At 71.3% G+C, this 20628-nt stretch carries 19 protein-coding genes; 5 read left to right on the forward strand and 14 right to left on the reverse strand.

Annotation, left to right across the window (positions count from 1 at the left end):
- The coding region (locus tag D6718_07945) for a DNA translocase FtsK (protein ID RMG45246.1) at window positions 1–1473 on the forward strand (1473 nt) is incomplete at its 5' end.
- 6 nt (window positions 1474–1479) lie between these two features.
- Here the strand turns inward: D6718_07945 and rnc are convergent.
- Complete coding sequence (gene rnc, locus D6718_07950) at window positions 1480–2214, reverse strand: ribonuclease III (GenBank protein RMG45247.1); 735 nt, start codon at window positions 2212–2214, stop codon at window positions 1480–1482.
- A gap of 156 nt (window positions 2215–2370) precedes the next feature.
- On the opposite strand from rnc, the gene D6718_07955 reads away from it, so the two are divergent.
- Genes D6718_07955 through hypF form a run of 4 tightly spaced genes read left to right on the forward strand, consistent with a single transcriptional unit; the run spans window position 2371 to window position 7035 of the window.
- Window positions 2371–2604, forward strand: a complete 234-nt coding sequence (locus D6718_07955; GenBank protein RMG45248.1) for a HypC/HybG/HupF family hydrogenase formation chaperone — start codon at window positions 2371–2373, stop codon at window positions 2602–2604.
- Window positions 2601–3692, forward strand: coding sequence for a hydrogenase formation protein HypD (gene hypD / locus D6718_07960; protein ID RMG45249.1), 1092 nt, complete (start codon window positions 2601–2603; stop codon window positions 3690–3692). The genes D6718_07955 and hypD overlap by 4 nt, the downstream gene beginning before the upstream one ends.
- Entirely contained in the window at window positions 3692–4747 is a 1056-nt protein-coding gene (gene hypE, locus D6718_07965) for a hydrogenase expression/formation protein HypE (protein RMG45250.1), read from the forward strand. Before hypD ends, hypE begins: the two co-directional genes overlap by 1 nt.
- Window positions 4741–7035, forward strand: coding sequence for a carbamoyltransferase HypF (gene hypF / locus D6718_07970; GenBank protein ID RMG45251.1), 2295 nt, complete (start codon window positions 4741–4743; stop codon window positions 7033–7035). The genes hypE and hypF overlap by 7 nt, the downstream gene beginning before the upstream one ends.
- Here hypF and D6718_07975 read toward each other — a convergent pair.
- The 13 genes from D6718_07975 to dnaJ all read right to left on the reverse strand — a co-directional run bounded on the left by D6718_07975 (window position 6968) and on the right by dnaJ (window position 20621).
- Window positions 6968–7879 (reverse strand): ATP-binding protein, encoded by a 912-nt coding sequence (locus tag D6718_07975; GenBank protein ID RMG45252.1) that lies wholly within the window; start codon window positions 7877–7879, stop codon window positions 6968–6970. The two genes, hypF and D6718_07975, sit on opposite strands and share 68 nt — an antisense overlap.
- Window positions 7735–8142 (reverse strand): hydrogenase nickel insertion protein HypA, encoded by a 408-nt coding sequence (hypA, locus tag D6718_07980; protein ID RMG45253.1) that lies wholly within the window; start codon window positions 8140–8142, stop codon window positions 7735–7737. The genes D6718_07975 and hypA overlap by 145 nt, the downstream gene beginning before the upstream one ends.
- 246 nt (window positions 8143–8388) lie before the next feature.
- Window positions 8389–8844, reverse strand: coding sequence for a cyclic nucleotide-binding domain-containing protein (locus D6718_07985; GenBank protein RMG45254.1), 456 nt, complete (start codon window positions 8842–8844; stop codon window positions 8389–8391).
- Entirely contained in the window at window positions 8835–9335 is a 501-nt protein-coding gene (locus tag D6718_07990; GenBank protein RMG45255.1) for a hydrogenase maturation protease, read from the reverse strand. The genes D6718_07985 and D6718_07990 overlap by 10 nt, the downstream gene beginning before the upstream one ends.
- A 1-nt stretch (window position 9336) precedes the next feature.
- Window positions 9337–10806 carry a Ni/Fe hydrogenase subunit alpha gene (locus D6718_07995; GenBank protein ID RMG45256.1) on the reverse strand — a complete coding sequence of 490 codons (1470 nt, stop codon included), beginning with the start codon at window positions 10804–10806 and terminating at the stop codon, window positions 9337–9339.
- Window position 10807: 1 nt separating this feature from the next.
- Window positions 10808–11809, reverse strand: coding sequence for an oxidoreductase (locus D6718_08000; GenBank protein RMG45257.1), 1002 nt, complete (start codon window positions 11807–11809; stop codon window positions 10808–10810).
- Window positions 11806–12315, reverse strand: a complete 510-nt coding sequence (locus D6718_08005; GenBank protein RMG45258.1) for a hydrogenase iron-sulfur subunit — start codon at window positions 12313–12315, stop codon at window positions 11806–11808. Before D6718_08005 ends, D6718_08000 begins: the two co-directional genes overlap by 4 nt.
- Before the next feature lie 10 nt (window positions 12316–12325).
- Window positions 12326–14317: a CoB--CoM heterodisulfide reductase iron-sulfur subunit A family protein gene (locus D6718_08010; protein ID RMG45259.1), complete on the reverse strand. Its 1992-nt coding sequence runs from the start codon at window positions 14315–14317 to the stop codon at window positions 12326–12328.
- 5 nt (window positions 14318–14322) lie between these two features.
- Window positions 14323–15225, reverse strand: coding sequence for a disulfide reductase (locus D6718_08015; protein ID RMG45260.1), 903 nt, complete (start codon window positions 15223–15225; stop codon window positions 14323–14325).
- Entirely contained in the window at window positions 15222–15791 is a 570-nt protein-coding gene (locus D6718_08020) for a heterodisulfide reductase (GenBank protein ID RMG45261.1), read from the reverse strand. Before D6718_08020 ends, D6718_08015 begins: the two co-directional genes overlap by 4 nt.
- Before the next feature lie 294 nt (window positions 15792–16085).
- The gene (locus D6718_08025) at window positions 16086–18647 is read right to left on the reverse strand and encodes a hypothetical protein (protein ID RMG45262.1); all 2562 of its coding nucleotides are present in this window, start codon (window positions 18645–18647) and stop codon (window positions 16086–16088) included.
- Window positions 18614–19480, reverse strand: a complete 867-nt coding sequence (locus D6718_08030) for a methyltransferase domain-containing protein (protein RMG45263.1) — start codon at window positions 19478–19480, stop codon at window positions 18614–18616. The genes D6718_08025 and D6718_08030 overlap by 34 nt, the downstream gene beginning before the upstream one ends.
- Entirely contained in the window at window positions 19467–20621 is a 1155-nt protein-coding gene (gene dnaJ / locus D6718_08035) for a molecular chaperone DnaJ (protein ID RMG45264.1), read from the reverse strand. The genes D6718_08030 and dnaJ overlap by 14 nt, the downstream gene beginning before the upstream one ends.
- Between the last annotated feature and the right edge of the window lie 7 nt (window positions 20622–20628).

Consider the following 20628-nt stretch of genomic DNA (forward strand, 5'->3'; position numbering starts at 1 on the left):
CTCCTCTCCCCGCCCCCGCCCGCCGAGCCGGTGAGCCGGAAGGAGCTCCTGGCGATCGCCCGCCGGATCGAGGAGCGCTGCGCCGAGTTCGCGGTGGACGGGACGGTGACGGAGATCCACCCGGGCCCGGTGGTGACGACCTTCGAGTTCCGCCCCGACGCGGGGATCAAGCTGAGCCGTATCACCGCGCTGGCCGACGACCTGGCGCTCGCCCTCAAGGCCGACAGCGTCCGGATCGACCGGATCCCTGGCCGGCCCACGGTCGGCATCGAGGTTCCGAACCGGGAGCGCCAGTTGATCAGCTTCCGGGAGATCGTCGAGTCGGAGACGTTCCGGCGGTCGCCCGACCTGTTGACGCTGGGGCTGGGCAAGACGCAGTCGGGAGAGGTCTTCTGCACCTCCCTGTCGAAGATGCCCCACCTGCTCATCGCCGGGGCGACCGGGTCCGGAAAGAGCGTCGGCCTCAACGCGATCATCACCTCGATCCTCTACCGCGCCCGCCCCGACGAGGTGAAGTTCATCCTGATCGACCCGAAGATGCTCGAACTCGGGTTGTACGAGGGCATCCCGCACCTTCTGGTTCCCGTCGTCACCGACATGGCGCTCGCGGCCAACGCCCTCAAGTGGGCGGTGCGGGAGATGGAGCGCCGCTATCGCCTGCTCGCATCGTGCAACGCGCGGCACATCGACGGCTTCAACCGGCTGGTGGAGCGGGACCCGGCCGCGGTGGAGAAAGCGATCGAGTCGATTCCGCGCAAAGGCTCGCAGAAATTCGAGGCCAAGCGGCTGCCGAAGGTGGTGATCGTCGTCGACGAGCTGGCCGACCTGATGATGACGACCCGGCAGGACACGGAGGAGGCGATCGCGAGGCTGGCCCAGAAGGCACGCGCCGTCGGCATCCATCTCGTCCTCGCCACCCAGCGCCCCTCCGTCGACATCCTGACCGGAACGATCAAGGCGAACTTCCCCGCGCGGATCGCCTACCGCGTCTTCTCGAAGATCGATTCGCGCACGATCCTGGACGGCCCGGGAGGAGAGCGCCTTCTGGGGGCCGGCGACATGCTGCACCGCCAGCCGGCCAGCGCCCGGCTCATCCGGATCCACGGTGCCTACATCTCCGGGGACGAGTCGTTGCGAGTCGTGGCGTGGCTCAAGCAGCAGGCGAAGGCGGAATACGACCGGTCGGTGCTGGCCGATCCGCAGGAGGGTGCGGAGACCGGTGCCGACGAGGGCGGTCCTGGAGGCCAGGACCCGCTGTACGAGAAGGCGCTTCGCCTGGTCGTCGCCAGCGGGCAGGCGTCGACTTCGTTTCTCCAGCGGCGGATGCGGCTCGGCTACTCCCGCGCCGCGCGGATCATCGACGAGCTAGAGGCGAACGGGATCATCGGGCCGGCCGACGGGAGCCGGCCGCGCGAGGTCCTGGTCGGCACCGACTTCCTCGAGCGCCTCGACCAGCAGTCGGAAGAGGACTGAGACCGCTCAGCGGCCCGGGGCGAGGCGGGCCAGCGCTTCCTCCGCGGCCCGCTGCTCGGCCCGCTTCTTCGCGGTGCCCACGCCCCGTCCCGCGACCTCGCCGTTGACGAGAACCTCCACGACGAACTCCCGCGCGTGGTCGGGCCCTCGTTCGTGCAGCAAGCGGTACCGCGGCAGCGGCCATCCCCGCGCCTGGGCCAGCTCCTGAAGGCGCGTCTTCGGATCGGCGTTGGCGGCCCGCCGCGCCGCCGCCGCTTCGATCCGCGTCCCGAAGAGACGAGCGACGATCGCCCGCACCGGGCGGATCCCCCCGTCCAGCAGGACGGCACCCAGCAGGGCCTCGAGCGTATCGGCGAGGAGCGAGGCCTTCTCCCGCCCTCCGCTCATCTCCTCCCCGCGGCCGAGGCGCATCGCCTCCCCGACGCCGAGAGCGCGCGCCTCGCGCGCCAGGCTCCTCGTGTTGACGAGGCTGGCGCGCAGCCGCGTCATCGCCCCCTCGTCGAGGTCCGGGCGCTTGCGGACGATCCGCTCCGCCACCGCGAAACCGAGAACGGCGTCGCCCAGGAACTCCAGCGCCTCGTTGTGTTCCGCGGTTCCGTGCTCGTGAGCCCACGAGCGGTGCGTCAGCGCTCGTTCGAGATTGGCGACGTTCCGGAAGCGGTACCCGAGCGCCTCCTCGATGCGCGCCCGCCACCGCGGCTCGGACGCCCGGTCACCCCGCTGTCCACGCTCCCCGGCCATCGATTCCGAACGCTCTCCGGCGCCGCATTCTAGCGCGGACGCGCGGCGTTCCCTTCCGGCCTTCCGGAACCGGCCGGAAACCGATGGTCGCGCCGTGCCCCTGTAGTGGGGCGCCGGAGTTATAATCGTATCGCTGGCCCGCGCTGAGGGTTCGCCATGTGCCTCGGCGTTCCGGGCCGGATCGTCGCCGTCGATCGCGAGGACGAGCGCCTCGCCCGCGTCGATTTCGGCGGCGCCGCTTCCGACGTCCGCCTCGACTTCGTCCCGGAGGCGGGCATCGGTGACTACGTCATCGTCCACGCCGGCTTCGCGCTCACCCGTCTCGACGAAGAGGCGGCCCGGCGCACCCTCGAGCTGCTCCGGGAGGTGGCCGGGGAGGCGCCGCCGTGAAGTACGTCGCCGAGTACCGCGACGCCGGCCTCGCCCGCGCCGTCGCGCGGCGGATCGCCGCCCGCTGCACCAGGCCGTGGACGGTGATGGAGATCTGCGGCGGGCAGACGCACACCATCCTCCGGTACGGCCTCGACCAGCTTCTTCCCCCTTCGCTGTCGCTCGTGCACGGACCCGGCTGCCCGGTCTGTGTCACGCCGGTCGATACGCTCGACGCGGCGATGGCGCTGGCGCGCCGTCCCGGTGTGATCTTGACCACCTTCGGCGACATGCTGCGGGTACCCGGCTCGCGAGGCAACCTCTACGGCGCGCGCGCCGAGGGCGGCGACGTCCGCGTCGTCGCCTCCCCCCTCGAGGCGGTGGCCCTCGCCAGGCGCCGCCCGGACCGGAACGTCGTCTTTCTCGCCGTTGGCTTCGAAACGACCGCTCCGGCGACGGCGCTCGCCGTCCTCCGGGCCCGCGAGCTGGGCCTCGACAACTTCTTCCTTCTCGTCGGCCACGTGCTCGTCCCGCCGGCGATCCGCCTCCTCCTCTCCTCGCCGGCGAACCGGGTCCAGGGCTTCATCGCCCCGGGCCATGTCTGCACCGTCGCTGGCTATCGCGACTACGAGCGGCTCGCGGAGGACTTCGGCGTCCCGTTCGTCGTCGGGGGATTCGAGCCGCTCGATCTGATGCAGGCGCTCGCGATGCTGGTGGAGCTGCTCGAGGAAGGACGTGCCGAGGTCCGCAACGAGTACCGCCGGTCGGCGCGACGGGACGGCAATCGACGTGCGAAGGAACTCGTCGCGGAGGTTTTCGAGGTTTGCGACCGGCGCTGGCGCGGGATCGGGGCGATCCCGCGGAGCGGGCTGAGGCTTCGACCGCGGTGGGAAAAGTTCGACGCCGCGCGGCGCTTCGAAGTCGATCCCGGGGACGCGGCGGAGGAGGCGGAATGCCGGAGCGCCGAGGTGCTGCAGGGACTGCGCCGGCCGACCGAATGCCCCGCGTTCGGCACCCGCTGCACGCCGGAACACCCCCTCGGCGCCCCGATGGTTTCGGGTGAGGGAGCGTGCGCGGCCTATTACCGCTACCGCGCGGGAGGCGCGTGATGTCCGATGCCGATCCGCTGAAGTTCTCCTGCCCCGTCCCCACCGGCGAGCCGGATCGGATCCTCCTCGGCCACGGAAGCGGGGGCAGGCTCAGCCGGCGGCTGCTCGAGACGGTTTTCCTCGCCGGCCTCGGCAATCCGATTCTCGCGCGTCTCGAGGACCAGGCGACTCTGGAGGTGAACGGATTGCGGCTCGCCTTCACGACCGACAGCTTCGTGGTCAAGCCGCTCTTCTTTCCGGGCGGCGATATCGGCAGCCTCGCCGTCCACGGGACGGTCAACGACCTCGCCGTCGGCGGCGCGCAGCCGCTCGCCCTTTCGGCCGCCTTCGTGATCGAAGAGGGGTTTCCGAGAAACGACCTCGTGCGCGTGGTGGCTTCGATGCGCCGGGCCGCCGCCGCCGTCGCCGTTCCCGTCGTCCCCGGGGACACCAAAGTCGTCGAACGCGGGGCAGCGGACGGGCTGTTCGTCAACACGTCCGGGCTCGGCCTCGTCCGCGAGGGAACGGACCTGTCCGCCGCTCGCGCCAGGCCCGGGGATGCGGTCCTCGTCAGCGGAACGATCGGCGATCATGGGATCGCCGTTCTCGCCGCGCGCGACGAGCTCGGCTTCGGCGCCGACGTCACCAGCGATTCCGCTCCCCTGCACGGACTCGCCTCCGCCCTCCTCGAGCGGTGCCCGGATGCCCGCTGCCTGCGCGACCCGACGCGCGGCGGCCTCGCCAGCACCCTTCACGAGATCGCCGACAGCTCCGGCGTGACGGTCGAGCTCGACGAGGAGGCGATTCCGATTCGCCCGCCGGTGGAGGCGGCCTGCGAACTCTACGGACTCGATCCGCTCTACGTCGCCAACGAAGGCAAGCTCGTCGCGATCGTTCCCGGCGAGCGCGCCGAGGCCGCGCTGGCGGCCCTCCGCGCCCACCCACTGGGGCGCGACGCCGCGCGGATCGGGCGGGTCGTGCCGCGCGCAGAGGTTCCGGTGGTGCTGCGCACGCGCCTTGGCACGACACGCGTGGTGGAGATGCTCGCCGGCGAGCAGCTCCCGCGCATATGCTGACGCGCCGGCGGATCCTGGTCCGCGGCATCGTCCAGGGGGTCGGTTTCCGGCCATTTCTGTTCCGCCTGGCCGACCGGCTGCGCCTGTCGGGAACCGTGCGCAACAGCTCCGCCGGAGTCGCGATCGAGGTCCAGGGCCGGGCTGCTGACGTCGAGAGGTTCCTCGAGCGGCTCCCCCGCGAGGCTCCGCGGCTGGCGCTGATCCTCGGCATCGAGAGCGAGCCGCTCGATCCGGATCCCGGGCTCGACGGATTCCGCATCGTCCCGAGCACGGCCGGCGAGCCGCGGCACGCCCTTCTCCTGCCGGACGTCGCCCTGTGCGACGACTGTCTTTCCGAGCTGCGAGATCCGAACGACCGCCGCCACCGCTACCCGTTCATCAACTGCACCAACTGCGGCCCCCGTTTCACCATCGCCCGGGACATTCCCTACGACCGGCCGCTGACGGCCATGGCCGACTTCCCGATGTGCCGAGCCTGCGAGCGGGAGTATCGCGACCCCGAGGACCGCCGCTTCCACGCGCAGGCCACCTGCTGCCCCGCATGCGGTCCGCACGTGCGGCTCGTGGATCGGGATGGCCGTCCCGTTGCCGCGGTGGATCCGATCGCGGAGGCCGCCCGGCGGCTCGCCGGGGGCGCCGTCCTGGCGATCAAGGGGCTGGGCGGGTTCCACCTCGCCGCCGACGCGCTCGACGCCGGAGCGGTGGGTCGACTCCGGGAGCGAAAGCGGCGCGTCGCGAAACCCTTCGCGGTCATGCTCGACTCGCTCGACACCGCGCGCCGTTTCGTCGTGGTGAGCCCGGAGGCGGAACGCCTCCTGCGTTCGCCTCAGGCACCGATCGTGCTGCTTCCGCGGCGGCCGGACTGCCCGGTGGTCCGGGAGGTGGCCCCGGGCACCCGGGAACTCGGGGTGTTCCTCCCCTACACGCCCCTCCACCGGCTCCTCTTCGATACGGGCCACTTCCGGGCTCTGGTGATGACCTCTGGCAATCTGAGCGAGGAGCCGATCGCGTGCGGGAACGAGGAGGCCCTGCGTCGCCTCCGGGGCCTTGCCGATGCCTTCCTCCTGCATGACCGGGAGATCCTGCACCGCTGCGACGACTCGGTCGTGCGCCCCGTGCGGGGGATCGCGCGGCCGCTGCGCCGCTCCCGCGGTTACGTTCCCGTCCCGGTCCCCCTGCCGTGGCGAGCCCCGCCCGTGCTCGGCGTCGGAGGCGAGCTGAAGAACACCGTCTGCTTTCTGCGCGAGGACCTGGCATTTCCCAGCCAACACATCGGCGATCTGGAAAATCTCGAGACCTTCGGCTTCTTCCGCGAGGCGATCGAGCACCTCGGCCGCCTGCTAGGAACCGAGCCACGGGTCATCGCGCACGACCAGCATCCCGACTACCTGTCCACAGTGTGGGCCCGCCGCCAAGGCGCCGGGGCTCGCCGGGTCCCGGTCCAGCATCACCACGCCCATGTGGCGGCCTGCATGGCGGAGAACGGGCTCGAGGGGGGCCCCGTGATCGGCATCGCGCTCGACGGCGCCGGCTACGGTCCCGATGGAACGATCTGGGGTGGAGAGATCTTGATCGCCGACTACGAGCGTTTCGAGCGCGCCGCCCACCTCGAACCGCTGCCGCTTCCGGGCGGCGACGCGGCGGTGCGGGAGCCGTGGCGGATGGCGATTGCCTGGCTCGAACGCCACCTGGACGGCGGCGTCGAGGGGCTCCGGCTCCCGCCGTTCGAACGCCTGCCGCCCGAGCGGGTGGCCGCCGTCCGGCGGCTCGCCGCGTCGAGACGCGTCCCGATGACGTCGAGCTGCGGCCGCTTGTTCGACGCCGTCGCGGCGCTGGCCGGACTCCGGCTGCGGATCAGCTTCGAGGCACAAGCGGCGATCGAACTGGAGATGGCGATCGAGCGAGCCGGGAACCCTCCGCCGTATCCCTTCGCGGTGGAGGACGGCGTGATCTCGCCGCGCCCCACACTGGCCGCGTTGCTGGAGGACGTGCGGCGCGGGCGCCCACCGGGGCTGATCGCGCGGCGCTTCCACGACGGTCTGCTCGAGGCGCTCCTCGTCGCCGCCCGCAGGCTTCGCCGTCGAACGGGCATCGGGCGGGTCGCCCTCTCCGGAGGATGCTTCCAGAACGCCTACCTGTCGGAGCGCCTGGAGGAGGAATTGGAACGGGAAGGGTTCGAGGTCTTCGTGCACCGGCACGTCCCGGCCGGCGACGGGGGCCTCAGCCTGGGGCAGGCGGCGGTGGCGGCCCGGCGCCTTTCGAGCGGAGGCGCCTCCACAGCGCTCTGACGTCGGCGAAGAAGCGCGTCTCCGCCAGCGCCCCCGGGTTCCCGACCGCCGCCTCCACCGCGGGATCCCAGGCCAGGGCTCCGAGCCACCGGGCCCCGGTCGCCTCCGCCAGCTCCCGGGCCGCCGCTTCCTCCCCGCCTTCCCGGCGCATGTTCAGAACGAGTCCCGCCACCCGTGTCCGGACCCGCCGGAGGAGGTCGAGCTGCCGGTGCACCGTGGCCCGGACGATCGGCGACGCGGTGGTGAGCACGAGGAACCGCGTTCGGGGAAGGAAACGGACAAGGTCGAGCATCTCGTCACCGAGGCCGGGCGGAAGGTCGAGCAGGAGAGTGTCCAGTTCTCCCCAGTTCGTGATCGCCAGAAGTTCGAGCAGCGCCTCGGTCCGCTCGGCGCCGCGCAGCGGCGCCGGCCTGGCCCCCGAGAGCAGACCGGCCGACATCAGCCGGATGCCGGCGGCGCCGACCGGCTCGATCCCGAACGCTTCGTCCGGGAACCGGGGCCGGGCACCGAGAATCACCGGGGCGCTCGGCGCGGTCAGGTCGAGGTCGAGCAGACCGGTGCGGGCGCCCTCGCGAGCGCCGGCCAGCGCGAGGCCGGCCGCCGTCAGCGATTTGCCGATCCCGCCCTTGCCGCCGCCCACCGCCAGCACGTCCTTCACGCCGGCGAGGCGACGCGCCACCGCGGACGGCCGCGGGTCGGTCACCGCTCCCCCTCCACGCGGCGGAGCACGACGCCCCGGCCCTCCTCGATCGCGAAATCGGGACTGCCACACGCGGGACAGGCGAGGAAGGCGTGGGCGAGCTCCGGGACGAGGTGGATCGCCTCGCGGGCTTCTTCGCCGCACTCCCCCTCGAGCGGCCGGAAGCGCCGCCCGCACGAGCGGCACCGGCACCGCGCAGGCACGGACTCGATGACGACCTCCGCCCCCTCCAGGACGCCCCCCTCTCGCGCCAAGACGTCCCGCAGGACGAAGGAGAACAGCCCGCCCTCGATCCGCTGCAGCTCCCCCAACCCCACCTCGAGCCGCGTGACCCGCCGGATCCCCTCCCGTGCGGCGATCTCGGCCGCGGCCCCGGCCACCGCGTCGGCCAGCGCGAACTCGTGCATCGTCCCTCCTCCACCAAACCGGCCCGCGGGCTCGCCCGCAGCGTTCACGCCGTCCTCGAGGCGACACCGCCCCGGCTCGCGGCGGACCGCCGGCCACCCGTCGGGCGGCGCCTCGCGCGGCGGGACCGGAGGCGGGCGCCTCCCTGCGCAGTCCTCTCCCGTGTGTCCTCGGGGTTCGGACCTCCCCGCGGGTCATTCCTCGGCATCGGCTGCGATTCGATTCGAGGCTCCATGAGTGTCCGATCGTCAAGGGACCCGCACCGCCAGCAGCGTCTGCGTGCCCTCCAGGCGGTGGCACAAGGCTCCCGCGACCGCTCTCATCAGCCGATAGCCGAACGAGGGATCGCGCTCCATCAGCTCGCGAACGCGGTCCGCGCGGAACCGAAGCGCCCGGGCGTCGGTGCGGGCCACGCCCTCCAGGTGCATGCGGTGCGGTGGGACGACTGCGGACCAGACGAGAAGATCGCCGGCCACGGCCGTATCGACGGTGCGCCGCTCGCCGCCGGGAAGCACGACGCGCAGGTCCGCCTCGCCCGCCGTCAGCAGCCAGAGTTCCTCGGCCGGCTGGCCTTCCTCGAAGAGGATTTCCCCGCGGGCGAACGAGTCCTCGCGTCCCGCCATGGCGAGCTCGCGGAGTGTGCCCTCGTCGAGGCCGCTGAAGATCGGGAAACGCCGCAACCGCTCGGTCGAGATCATCTGCATCGCCCGCTCTCCCCTTCGGTGCCGGCCAGCGCCGCTTCCAGCTCGCGAACGGCCACGTCGACAGCAGCGCGCACAGGCCCGCTCAACTCCTCCCCGATCGTCACCGTGTCGATCACCTCGATCCCCAGCACGCGCACCCGGCCCGGCGGCGGGAGCGCCGCTCCTGTCCGCCGGCCGAGCTCGAGCGCCGCGGCGAGCGTCGCGTCATGGGACGACGAAGCGTTCCGCGGGCCGGTCATCTCCGGGTCGAACCACCGGACGGTTCCCGGCGCGACCCCGCAGCGCGTCGCGTCCACGACGACCGCCTGGTCGTAGCCGACCATCCGTTCCATCAGAGCCAGTCCCCCCCTGCTGGAAAAGCAGGTCTCGACTCCCGCTGGCGCCGCCCCGCGCGTCCGAAGCCGCCGAACGACGTGCCACCCGACGCCATCGTCGCTCAGCAACGGATTGCCGAGTCCGATGACGAGCGTCCGGCCGACCGGCTCCCGCATGTCAGTCCATGTTGCGCCGCAGGACCTCCAACACCTCGCCCTGCGGGCCCCTCAAGCGCAGTTCGAGCGGCATCCGGCCGAACGCCGTGTGCGTGGCGCACGCCATGCACGGGTCGTAGGCGCGGAAAGCCATCTCCACCCTGTTGAGAAGCGACTCGGTCACCTTCTTCCCTTTCCGGATCAGCGCCTGCGCCGCCCGGCGGATCGACATCGCGATCGCCGCGTGGTTGTTCGTCGTGCCGACGATCAGGTTCACCATCGTCAGGATTCCCCGCTCGTCGGTGCGGTAGTGATGGGTCAGGGTCCCGCGCGGCGCCTCGACGCAGCCGACGCCCTCGTCGGGCGTCGCCTCCGGAAGCGCCCGCACCTCGGGCCCGGTGATCTCCGGATCGCGCGCCAGCTCCAGCCAGCGCTCCGCGGCGTACAGGAGTTCGATCAGCCGCGCCCAGTGCGTGGCCAGCGTCGCGTGGACCGGTTTGCCGCCCAGAGCGTCGTACATCCGCTCGTACTCCTCCTGCGCGAGCGGGGTCGCCATCCCTTCCGAAGCATTGAGCCGGGCGAGCGGTGTCGCGCGGTAGACGCCGCTGTCCGGTCCGTCGACGAATCCCTTCCAGCCGACCTTCTTCAGGAACGGGAACTTCAGGTAGCTCCACGGCTCGACGTGCTCCGCCACGTACTCCCGGTAATCCCGGGGATCGTAGAGTGCGTGCTCGGAACCGTCGGGCCCGACCACCCTCACCCGTCCGTCGTAAAAGTTGACCCGCTTCTTCTCGTCGACCAGGCCCATCGAGTATGTCCGGAGGGCATAGGCGTCGCTCTTGATCATGTCGACGTAGCGGGAGTCGGCGAGCACGATCTCGTCGAACAGTTTCAGCGAAAAGCGCGCGAACTCGAGCGCCTTCTCGCCGCTCGACTCGATCTCCCGCCGGAGCTCCTCCGTGATCCCGCGGCTCACGCCCCCCGGCAGGCCCCAATTCGGGTGGACGGCCCGCCCTCCGATCGCCTCGATCAGGTGGTGACCGATGCGGCGCATCTCCAGGACCTTTCCGGCGATGTCCCGGCCGACCCTCGCCACGACTCCCAGAATGTTCCGCTGCTCCGGCGGCGCGTCCGGTCCCACGACGAAGTCGGGTCCGCCCAGCGCATAGAAGTGCGTGGTGTGGTCCGTGACGAAGAAGATCGAATAGAACAGCTCGCGCAACTTCTTCGCCGTCGGCGGCGGCTCGACGTTCCACAGGTCGTCCAGCGCCTTCGTGGACGCCATATGATGCGCCTCCGGACAGACGCCACAGATGCGAGCGGTCAGGTTCGGCATTTCCTCGGCGGGCCGTCCGACGCAGAAACGCTCGAAGCCGCGGAGCTCGGGGACGATCAGGTAGGCGTTCCGGACCTCCCCTTCCTCGTCGAGGAAGATGTCGATCCGGCCGTGCCCTTCGAGCCGGGTGATGGGATCGATCGAAACGCGCGCCATCTCATGCCTCCCGCACCTTCCCCGCGGTCCCCCGCAGCAGGCTTCCCGCGAGCGAGAAGCGGTAGAAGGTGCCGATCGGATCGGGGATCCCCTCCTCGACGATCCGGCGGGCCTCCTCCTCCGTCTTCGCATCGATCACGGAGGCCAGGGCACCCATCAGCCGTGCCCCGTAGTCCTCCACCCCGTCGTTCGGCCCGTAGCACCCGATGCAGGGACTGTTGACCTTGGGGCACTTCGCCCCACAGCCGGCCCGCGTCGCGATGCCGCAGCAGACGAGGCCCTGCTCGAGCAGGCAGGTTTCCGGATCGGGGATGACCTCGTACGGGCGGAGGAAGCGGGCGCTCTTCTTCTCGGTACGCGTGCGCGGGCACTCGTCGCAGACGGTCGTCGAGGCGCCCAGCACGCCTCCGGGCTCGGGCAGCTCGCTCCGAATCGCGGCGCTCAGCGCATCCCAGATCCGATCCGCTTCAGGGGGGCAGCCCGGTAGCACGTAGTCGACCGGAACCGTCTGCCCGAGCGTCTTCACCGTGTCATAGAACTCCGGCAGGCGGAGGACGCCCTCGGGGACGTCGGTCTCCGGCTGCGGGACCGTGCCCGCTGGATTCTCCACGCTGGGCGCCTCCAGATAGCTCGTCCGGAAGATCTCCTCCCGGTTGGTCACGTTCGCCAGCCCCGGTATGCAGCCCTCGTGCGCGCAGGACCCGAAGGCCACGAGAACTTTCGACTTCGATCGCAAGAGGCGTGCCATGTACTCCTGCTCGCTCGTCCGGATTGCGCCGTTGAAAAGGCACAGGTCGATCGAGCCGTCCGGCATCCTCTCGACGTCACGCACCTTGGCGTCCATCACGCACGGCCAGAAGACGATGTCGAAGCTCTCCGCGACCTCGAGGATCCGCTCGTTGATACCGAGCACCGCGATCTCGCAACCGCCGCACGAAGCGGCCCAGTACAGCGCGAGCTTTCTCTTCTCCGGGACCCGCTTCCTCCGCCTGTCCGCGGTCATCGCGACACCTCCAGCGCCTCCCGGTGCTCCGCCGCCGTCCGTGCCACCGCCTCCAGTGCCTCCGGCCGCTCGCTGCGCCGTTCGGGCCAGCGGAGAGGACCGAGTCGCCGCAGCGCCTCCGTCATCTCGTCGGCCGCGGCAGCGAGCCGCGCCCCCTCCGCGGCCGACGCCCACACGAGCCGCAACCGCTCGCGCTCGATACCGAACCGCTTGAGAACGTGGTGAAGCATCGCCACCCGCCTGAGGGTCTTGTAGTTCTGCTCGATGTAGTGGCACTCACCGGGATGGCAGCCGGCGATCAGAACGCCGTCCGCACCGAGGGCGAACGCCTTGAGGACGAAGCCGGGCTCGACGCGCCCGCTGCACATCACCCGCACGCAGCGCACGTTCGGCGCGTACCGCCGGCGCGACGTGCCGGCGAGATCGGCGGCGCGATACGAGCACCAGTTGCACAGAAAGCCGACGATCCGCGGCTCGAACCGTCCCTCGCCGCTCCCTTCGGCCATCGGTCTCTCCTCATGCTCCGGCGGCCGCCGGCTCTGCCAGCAAACCGGCCAGCTCCGCCTCGATCTGCTCGCTGCTGAAGTGCGCACCGGCGATCGCCTGAGCGGGGCACGCCGCGACGCAGGTGCCACACCCCTTGCACAGTGCCGTCTCGACGCGGCTGATCCTGCGTTCCTCGTCGAACAGAATCGCCTGGAACGGACACAGCGCGTTGCAGATGCGGCAACCCGAGCAACGCTCTTCGTCGATCGACGCGACCACCGGCTCCAGCTCGACCTCGCCGCGGCTGATCATCCCCTGGACGCGGGCCGCAGCGGCCGCCCCCTGGGCCACGGAGGCCGGGATGTCCTTCGGGCCCTGGCAGGCGCCGGCGATGAAGATTCCCTCCGTCATCGTCGCGACCGGGTCCAGCTTCGGGTGGCGCTCGGTGAACCAGCCCGCCATGCTGCAGGAAATACCCGCCTTGAGCGCCATTTCCCGGGCGTCGGCCCGCGGCTCCATCGCCCCCATCAGCACGACCATGTCGACAGGGATCCGCCGCTGGACTCCCAGCAGGGTGTCCTCGACCTGGACGATCAGCTTCCCCTCCTCGCCCGGAAGCCGCGCCGCATCCGTGACCTCCGCGACGCGCCCGCGGATGAAGTGCATGCCCTCTTCCAGCACCCGCTGGTAGAACTCTTCGTAGTCCTTGAAGTTCGGCCGGAGATCGATATAGAAGCTATAAACGTCGGCGCCCGTTTTCTCCATCACGAGGTGGCCGAATTTCATCGCCGCCATGCAGCAGGTCGCCGAACAGTAAGGATTCGTGCGCCGGTCCCGGCTCCCGACACAGTGGATGATGCCGACCGACTTCGGCCGGGTCACTCCGTCGCGCAGTACGATCTCGCCCCCCGTCGGACCCGCGGCGTTGCACATGCGCTCGAACTCCAGGCTGGTGAACACATTCGCCAGGCGCCCGTAGCCGTATTGGGGAAGCTTCGTGCAGTCGAAGAGATCGAAGCCCGTCGCGAGGATGATGTTCCCGACCTCGAGCTGAAGCGTCTCGTCTTCCTGGTCGAAAGCGATCGCGCCGGTCGGGCAGAAGATCTCGCAGGCCCGGCACTTCCCGCGCTGGAAGTAGATGCAGCTCTCGGTGTCGATGACCGGAACCTTAGGCACCGCCTGGGGAAAGGGAGTGTAGATCGCTTTGCGGATTCCGAGCCCCGCCTCGAAGACATGATCGACGACCTTCCGCGGGCACTTCTGGGAGCAGATCCCGCAGCCGGTGCACTTCTCCTCGTCGACGTGGCGCGCCTTCCGGCGGATCGTCACCTGGAACCGCCCGATCGATCCGCTGATTTCCTCCACCTCGGAGTAGGTCAAGAGGGTGATGCGGTCGTGCTGGGCCGCCTCCGACATGCGCGGCGTCAAGATGCAGGCCGCGCAGTCGAGCGTGGGAAACGTCTTGTCGAACTGAGCCATGTGGCCGCCGATGCTCGGCTCGCGTTCGACGAGGTAGACGGGATGTCCCGCGTTCGCCAGCTCCAGCGCCGCCTGCAACCCCGCGATACCGCCGCCGACGACGAGCGTCGCCGGGTGCACAGGCACGCGTTCCGGGACGAGCGGGACGTGGTGCTTGACACGCTCGACGGCCCCTCGGATCAACGACCTCGCCTTGGCGGTCGCAGCCTCCTTGTCCGCGGTCACCCACGAGACCTGCTCCCTGATGTTGACCATCTGCACCAGGTACGGGTTGAGACCCGCGGCGGAGCAGGCGCGGCGGAAGGTGCGCTCGTGCAGGTGGGGGGAGCAGGCTGCCACGACAACGCGGTCGAGTTTCTGCTCGCGGATGTCCTGTTCGATCATCGCCTGGCCCAGGGACGAACACATGAACTTGTAATCACGGGCGACCGCTACGTCCTCGATCGTCTCGCCGGCCCAGCGAGCGACCGCCTCGCAGTCGACCGTAGCGGCGATGTTCGTCCCGCAGTGGCAGACGTAGACGCCGACCCTGTGTCCCGCCATGGCGTTCACCCTCCCTTCCCGGCGGCGACCTTGCGGCGGAGCACCGGAGCCGCCTCGACCAGTTCGAGCCCCAATCCCAACTCCTCGGGGTCCAGCCCGAACGCGTACCCGACGATCTGCGTGACGAAGAGAACGGGGAGGCGGTAGTTCGTTCCGAACTGACTGTTGACGCGCCCCTGGTACGCATCGAGGTTGAGCTGGCACATCGGGCACATGCAGGCGATCACGTCAGCCCGGTACTGGGCGGCGGCGCGCAGGAGGCGGTGGATCAGCTCCAGCGCCAGCGGTTCGCTGATCTGCGTCATGTGCCCGCCGCAGCAATGGCTCTTCACGGGGTAGTCGACGACTTCCGCCCCGAGCCAGCTCAGCAGGCGGTCCATCTTCGACGGATACTCCGGGTTGTCGAACCCGCCGTGCGGCCGAACGATCTGGCAACCGTAGTAGGGGGCCACGCGAAGGCCGTCGAGCGGCCGGCGCACCTGCTCCCGGATCGCCCGTTCACCGACGTCGCAAGTCAGCACGTCGAGCAGGTGCCGCACGCGAACCCGTCCCGGCTCGTACGTCAGGCCTCCCGCGGCGAGCGCTTCGTTCACCCGGGCCGCCAGGCGCGAGTTTTCTCGCATCAGCTCGTCGACCTTGGCCAGGTTCAGAAAGCAGGCCGCACAGGGGGCGGTCACCTGCTCCGTTCCGTCCGGCACCAGCGCGAGGTTGCGGGCGACGATCGCGCAAGACGCGAGCTTCTCCTGCGTCCAGTACTCGGTCGCCCCGCAGCAGTTCCAGTCATCGATCTCGACCAGCTCCAGCCCGAGCCGCTCGGCGACGGCGTGGATCGAAGAGCCATACGCCGCAGCGTTCAACTCGAGCGAGCAACCGGGGTAGAAGGCGTACCTGCGGCCGTGTGAGGTCATGCCGACTCCTCCCGTTCCAACTCGCGGGCCCGGGCCACGATCGCCTGGAAGCCCTCGAGGTCCCGGATTCGCTTCGGAGCCAGGGACAGGCGTCCGCGCCGCAGCATCGACAGGCCGGTCGGGCCCATGCGCAACGCGGTGCCCGGTTTGTGCACCAGAAGGTAGCGGCTGGCAATGCCGAGCTCGAAGCTGCGGCCGTAGCGGTCCACGTACCGGCTGAAGGTATGAGCGAGCGCCGGCGCGTCGCTCTCGACCGCGAGCCCCTCCCGGATCGCGATCCGCTTGAGCGCGTACATCACGTCGGTGATCGGGATTTCCTGCGGGCAACGCACGGTGCAGAAGTAGCAGGAGACGCACTTCCACATCGTGTTGGCGCGCAGGACCCGCTCCTTGTCCCCGGCGCGGATCAGCGCGAACAGGGCGCGGGGTGTCAGCTCCATCTCGGCGCCGCTGGGACAGGAACCGCCGCAGCTGCCGCACTGGATGCAGCGTTTCAGCCGCTCGCCGTTGGGGGTCTCCCGGACGACCTGCTCGAGGAAGGACTCGCGGACCGCGGCTTCGGGCATGGGCGCCTCCCTCCTTCCGGCTGCCTCCTGGCGGGACAGTCCGGAAGTTCGCGGGCCGGCGCCCACGCCGCGGGCGTGGACGGGAAACGGCGGGATCAGTCTAGCACGCGCAGCGCGCCGGCGGCATGAGTCGTTCCGATCCGATCGGGCGCGGCGGGCGGTGTCCGATGCGGCACGCGCCGCGGGCGCTGCCGGGCGCGTCCCGGTTGCGAAAGGCCGGACGGGACAGGCCGCACTCGCACCCGCCCGGCGCGACTCCGCACGACTCGGGAAGCCCCTCGGCGGGGCGCGCCCTCACTCCACGTATCCGAGGCTGCGCAGCCTCTCGCGCGTCGCCTCGTCGACCTCCCCCTTCCCCTCACCCAGTTCCTTCGCGACACGCGCCGAGGCCGCGAGGTGGCGATCGAGCAGGGCGCGCAGGCGTGCCGTCTCCCCCGGACGACCCTGCGCCAGATTCCTCTGCTCGAGCGGATCGGAGGCGAGGTCGTACAGCTCCTCCACCGCCGCCGGCCCCTCCCCGCGCCTGATGTACTTGAGCGATCCCGACCACACGGCCGCGAGGGGAACCCCACCCGGCGCGAGGGCCTCCGCGAACGCGGGGCGGCTCGCCGCCCCGCCCTCGATCCGCGGGAGAAGCGACCGACCCTGGCCGAGCCGCCCCTCCGCTCCCGCGAACTCCAGCAGGGTGGCCGGCAGATCGACGAGCGAGACCGGGCCGCGGACCCTCCGGCCGGCCGGAAGACGCCCCGGCGCGTAGAGGACCAGCGGCACGCGGGTGACCTCCTCGTAGAGGGTCTCCCCGTGATCGAACCGGCCGCGCTCGAAGATCTCCTCGCCGTGATCCGAGACGACGGCGACCACCGTCTGCTCGAGGAGGCCGTTGTCGGCGAGCCATCGCACGAGCCGATCGACCAGGGTGTCCGCCCAGGCCACCTGGCCGTCGTACAGATCGCGGAAGGCGCGGACGTCGGAGGGGGCGGGGGGAAACAGGCCCGTGTGGAAGCGGTTGTAGTCCGAGATCGGCACCCGGGCCGCCGGCCACGCGAAGCCGACGTGACCCGGATCGGCCCACCGGGTCCGGTATCGGCGCGGAGCGTGGTACGGCTGGTGGGTCGTGTAGGTGTGCACGAACAGAAACCAGGGGCCGTTCGCCCCCTCGAACCGCAGCTCCGCGAGCGCCGCCTCGGCGGTGAAGGGAAGCCCTCCGCGCCGCGCCGAGCGGTAGACCTCGAATCCCTGGTCGAAGCCGAACCGAGCCGAAACCCACCCGTCCTCGGTGACAGCCACCGTGCGGTAGCCGGCCTCTTCGAGAACCTCCGCCAGCATTCTCTCCTTGCCCGAGCCGCGCACCGCGAGGCGGCGGTCCGGGAAGAGATAGCCCCGCACGGCACCGAGGTCGGGAAGAACGCCGTGAGCGGCCGGTGTCAGTCCCGAGAAAAGGGAGTAATGGGAGGGAAGCGTCCAGTTCGACGCGGCCTCCGCCCGCTCGAACAGCACGCCACCCGCCGCCAGGCGGTCGATCGCGGGCGAGGTGGGCCGGGCCCACCCGTACGCGCCGAGGCGGTCGGCGCGCAACGTGTCGAGCGAGACGAGCAGGATGTTGGGCCGCGGGTCGGACGAGCGCCGGTCCGCCGGGGTCAGGGCCCGCGGTTCGGCGAACCGTCCTTCCGGGGCGGAGGCGAGCCCGAAACGCGCCAGGAGCGAACGGACCGGACCGGCGGGGAGGACCTCGAACCGGAGATCCACCCGCGTCCCCTCCGCGCGCGGCGTTTCGATCCGCTGTTCGACCCAGTAGGCTCCCTCCGCCGCCCCCGCGGGGAGGAGATCCAAGAGCACCCTCCCCCGCTCCGGGCCTCCAGCCACCGTCACGCGGAATCTCGACCGGCCCCCGGCAGGAACCAGAAGGGCGCAGGTCACCGGTGCGCCCGCCGGGAGGGTCCGAGTGAACCGCACCTCCTCCACCACCCGCCGCTCCTCCACCGAAGCGGAGCGATCGACCGGTGGGGGCGGGGCCGCTTCGGGTGGCTCGTCGTCGAGGGCTCCGAGCTGAGCCAAACGGGCGCGCGCGAGTTCGCCGAACCTCCGTCGCGCCCGCTCCGCCTCGCCGCTCCGACCGAGCCTCTCCGCGACCGCCATCCACTGGTAGTGCGCCTCCAGATGTCGGGGGTTCGCCGCCGCGGCGGCGCGGAACCGCTCGATCGCCGACTCGCGATTCCCTTCCGCCATGGCCAGAAGACCGAGGTGGTAAAGGGCCGGCGCGTAGTCCCGGCCGGCCCGGCGCCGCGCCTCTTCCTCCGAGCGCTCCAGCAGCGCCCGCGCCTTCGCCCTCTGCCCGTCCAGCAGCGCGCAATACCCGGCGAGATTCAGCAAGCGCGGGTCGGCCCCCGCGATCGGCTCCAGCAGCCCGAGCGCTTCTTCCGCCCGCCCGAGGCGGGCGAGGAGCTTCGCCCGCTCGATGCGCAGCTCGGTCACCCGGGGATGGCGCTTTTCGCCCGACTCCAGCCACCGCAGCGCATCGCCGAGACGGTCCGCCGCCTCCGCGACGCGGGCCGCCAGCAACACGACCTCGGGATCGCTCGCCCGCTCCGCTGCCGGGGCGAGCAGCTCCGCGCCCTCCTCGGCCAGGTCCGGGGTGCGCGCGAACGCTTCGGCCGCGATCCGCCACTCCCGAGCGTCGCCCGGCGGCCGGCGGAGGAACAGCTCCGCGACCTCCGCGGCGCGTCCCGCCTCGAGCGCTGCACGCAGCCGCCCGGGATCGGGGCGCCGCTCGCACGCGGCACACGCGAGCGCGGCGGTGAACAGCACCGCGATCCTGACACGCCTCACCGTTCCATCTCGAGGGCGATCGCCGCCCATTCCGCGGTCCGCCGTTCGGTCAGGGGACGAGCGCCCGCCGCGGCCCACGCCGCCCGCACCTCGCCGACGTCGCCGGGCGGAAACCCGGAGAGGACGGCGCGGCCGCCCCGGCGGATCCTCCGCCCGATCGCCCTGGCACCGCGCACGAGAGCGGTCCGGTGGATGTTGGCGAGCACGAGATCGAAGGCCGCCTCTTGCGCGAGACAGCTCCACGTGCCGCGCACCACCGCGACCCCCCGCACCCCATTGCGCGCCACGTTCCGGGCCAGCACGTCGAGCACCCTCGGGTCGTTGTCGACCGCGACCACTTCCGCCGCACCCCCGAGAGCCGCGGCGATCGCCAGGATACCGGAGCCGGCCCCGAGATCGAGGACACGTCCCCCGGGGGGGAGGAGGAGATCGAGCAGCTCGAGGCACAGGCGGGTGGTGTCGTGCTCGCCCGTGCCGAAGGCGCGGCCCAGCGGTATCACCACCCGCACCGACCCGGCCGCCGCCTCTCCGGCATCCTCCGTCAGGATCTCGAACCGGCCGACACGGATCGGGGGCCTCGGCGCGGCCGCCGCTTCGAGCCAGCCCTCGTCCCGCACCGGGACGATCCCCTCGGGCCCGGCGGGAAATCCCGCCTCGCGGAACCGCCCGGCGGCACGGCGCGCCGACGCGGTGCTTTCGAACCAGCAAACGAAATCGATCGCTCCGGCCCCCGCGGGGCGGGTTTCCATGCCGATGGCTCCGCTCTCCGCCGCGATCCCGGCCGCCTCGTCCTCCCGGTCCCGGGGCAGCCGCACCCGCATCCGGTACCACGTGCCGGGCCAGCGCGTCTCAGGAGTCGCCACTCAGCAGGTCCTTCATCTTCTCGAACAGCCCGCGGTCCCCGGAGCGCGGCCTCCGGCGATCCCCCCCGCTCCGCTCCCGCTCGATCTCGCGGAGCCGTTCCCACAGGCGGCGTTCCTCGGCGGTCAGCTCCCGCGGGGGCCGGGCCGCCAGCCGCACCACGTGGTCCCCGCGGCCCCGCCGGTCGAGTCTCGGGAGGCCCTCCCCGCGGAGCCGGATCGTGGTGCCCGGTTCCGTCCCCGGCTCGACCGTCACTTCACGCGGCCCGTGGACCGTGGGCACTTCGAGCGTGCAGCCCAGGACGAGGTCCGCGAAGGACACTTCGACCTCGTCCAGGACGTCCGCGCCCCGGCGCCGGAACCGCTCGTGCGGCCGGACCTCGATGTCGACGTACAGGTCGCCCGGTGGCCCGCCCCATTCGCCGCCCTCCCCTTCGCCCGCGACGCGAAGGCGGGTGCCCGTGTCGACCCCCGGCGGAACCCGCACCGAGACCGTCCGCTCGGCCGTGATCCTCCCCTCCCCTCCGCACTCGCCGCAGGGCCGCCGGACCGTCTGCCCCTCCCCGCGGCAGTTGGGACAGGTGCGGACCACCTGCATGAATCCGTGCCGGATCGCGATCCGGCCCGCGCCTCCGCAGGTCGGACAGCTCACGATCCCTCCGGCGGCCGCCCCGGTGCCCCGGCAGCGGGGACAGCTCTCTGACCGCGGCACGCGGATCTTCACCTCGGTTCCGAAGGCCGCCTCCTCGAAGTCGATCTCCAGGCGGTACCGGAGGTCGGCGCCGGCCCGTGCGCGCGGGCCGCGCCGCGCGGAACCCATTCCCCCGAAGAACTCGGCGAAGATGTCCTCGAGTCCGCCGAACCCGAACGAGCCGAAGACGTCGCGGAACATGTCCGGGTCGATCGTCGGGCCCTGTCCCAGCCCGGCATGGCCGTACCGATCGTACCGCGCGCGCTTTTCCGGGTCGCTCAGGACCGCGTAGGCCTCCGACAGCTCCTTGAACCGCTCCTCCGCATCCTTCCGGTCCGGGTTGCGGTCGGGGTGCAGCTCGAGCGCGCGGCGCCGGTACGCCTTCTTGATCTCCTCCGGCGTGGCATCGCGCGCCACACCGAGGATTTCGTAGTAGTCGCGCTTTCCGCTCACGCTCGCA

It is taken from the genome of Acidobacteriota bacterium (assembly GCA_003696075.1).
Taxonomy (GTDB): Bacteria; Acidobacteriota; Polarisedimenticolia; order J045; family J045; genus J045.

Excerpts from the sequence above, each read along its gene's own strand:
- D6718_08020 (RMG45261.1), bottom strand. The coding sequence starts at position 15,791 with ATGCCCGAAGCCGCGGTCCGCGAGTCCTTCCTCGAGCAGGTCGTCCGG.
- D6718_08000 (RMG45257.1), bottom strand. The coding sequence starts at position 11,809 with ATGACCGCGGACAGGCGGAGGAAGCGGGTCCCGGAGAAGAGAAAGCTC.
- hypE (RMG45250.1), top strand. The coding sequence starts at position 3,692 with ATGTCCGATGCCGATCCGCTGAAGTTCTCCTGCCCCGTCCCCACCGGC.
- D6718_08010 (RMG45259.1), bottom strand. The coding sequence starts at position 14,317 with ATGGCGGGACACAGGGTCGGCGTCTACGTCTGCCACTGCGGGACGAAC.
- D6718_07985 (RMG45254.1), bottom strand. The coding sequence starts at position 8,844 with ATGCAGATGATCTCGACCGAGCGGTTGCGGCGTTTCCCGATCTTCAGC.
- D6718_08005 (RMG45258.1), bottom strand. The coding sequence starts at position 12,315 with ATGGCCGAAGGGAGCGGCGAGGGACGGTTCGAGCCGCGGATCGTCGGC.
- D6718_07955 (RMG45248.1), top strand. The coding sequence starts at position 2,371 with ATGTGCCTCGGCGTTCCGGGCCGGATCGTCGCCGTCGATCGCGAGGAC.
- hypF (RMG45251.1), top strand. The coding sequence starts at position 4,741 with ATGCTGACGCGCCGGCGGATCCTGGTCCGCGGCATCGTCCAGGGGGTC.
- D6718_08025 (RMG45262.1), bottom strand. The coding sequence starts at position 18,647 with ATGGGCGGCGATCGCCCTCGAGATGGAACGGTGAGGCGTGTCAGGATC.
- D6718_08015 (RMG45260.1), bottom strand. The coding sequence starts at position 15,225 with ATGACCTCACACGGCCGCAGGTACGCCTTCTACCCCGGTTGCTCGCTC.
- D6718_07990 (RMG45255.1), bottom strand. The coding sequence starts at position 9,335 with ATGCGGGAGCCGGTCGGCCGGACGCTCGTCATCGGACTCGGCAATCCG.
- hypA (RMG45253.1), bottom strand. The coding sequence starts at position 8,142 with ATGCACGAGTTCGCGCTGGCCGACGCGGTGGCCGGGGCCGCGGCCGAG.
- D6718_07995 (RMG45256.1), bottom strand. The coding sequence starts at position 10,806 with ATGGCGCGCGTTTCGATCGATCCCATCACCCGGCTCGAAGGGCACGGC.
- rnc (RMG45247.1), bottom strand. The coding sequence starts at position 2,214 with ATGGCCGGGGAGCGTGGACAGCGGGGTGACCGGGCGTCCGAGCCGCGG.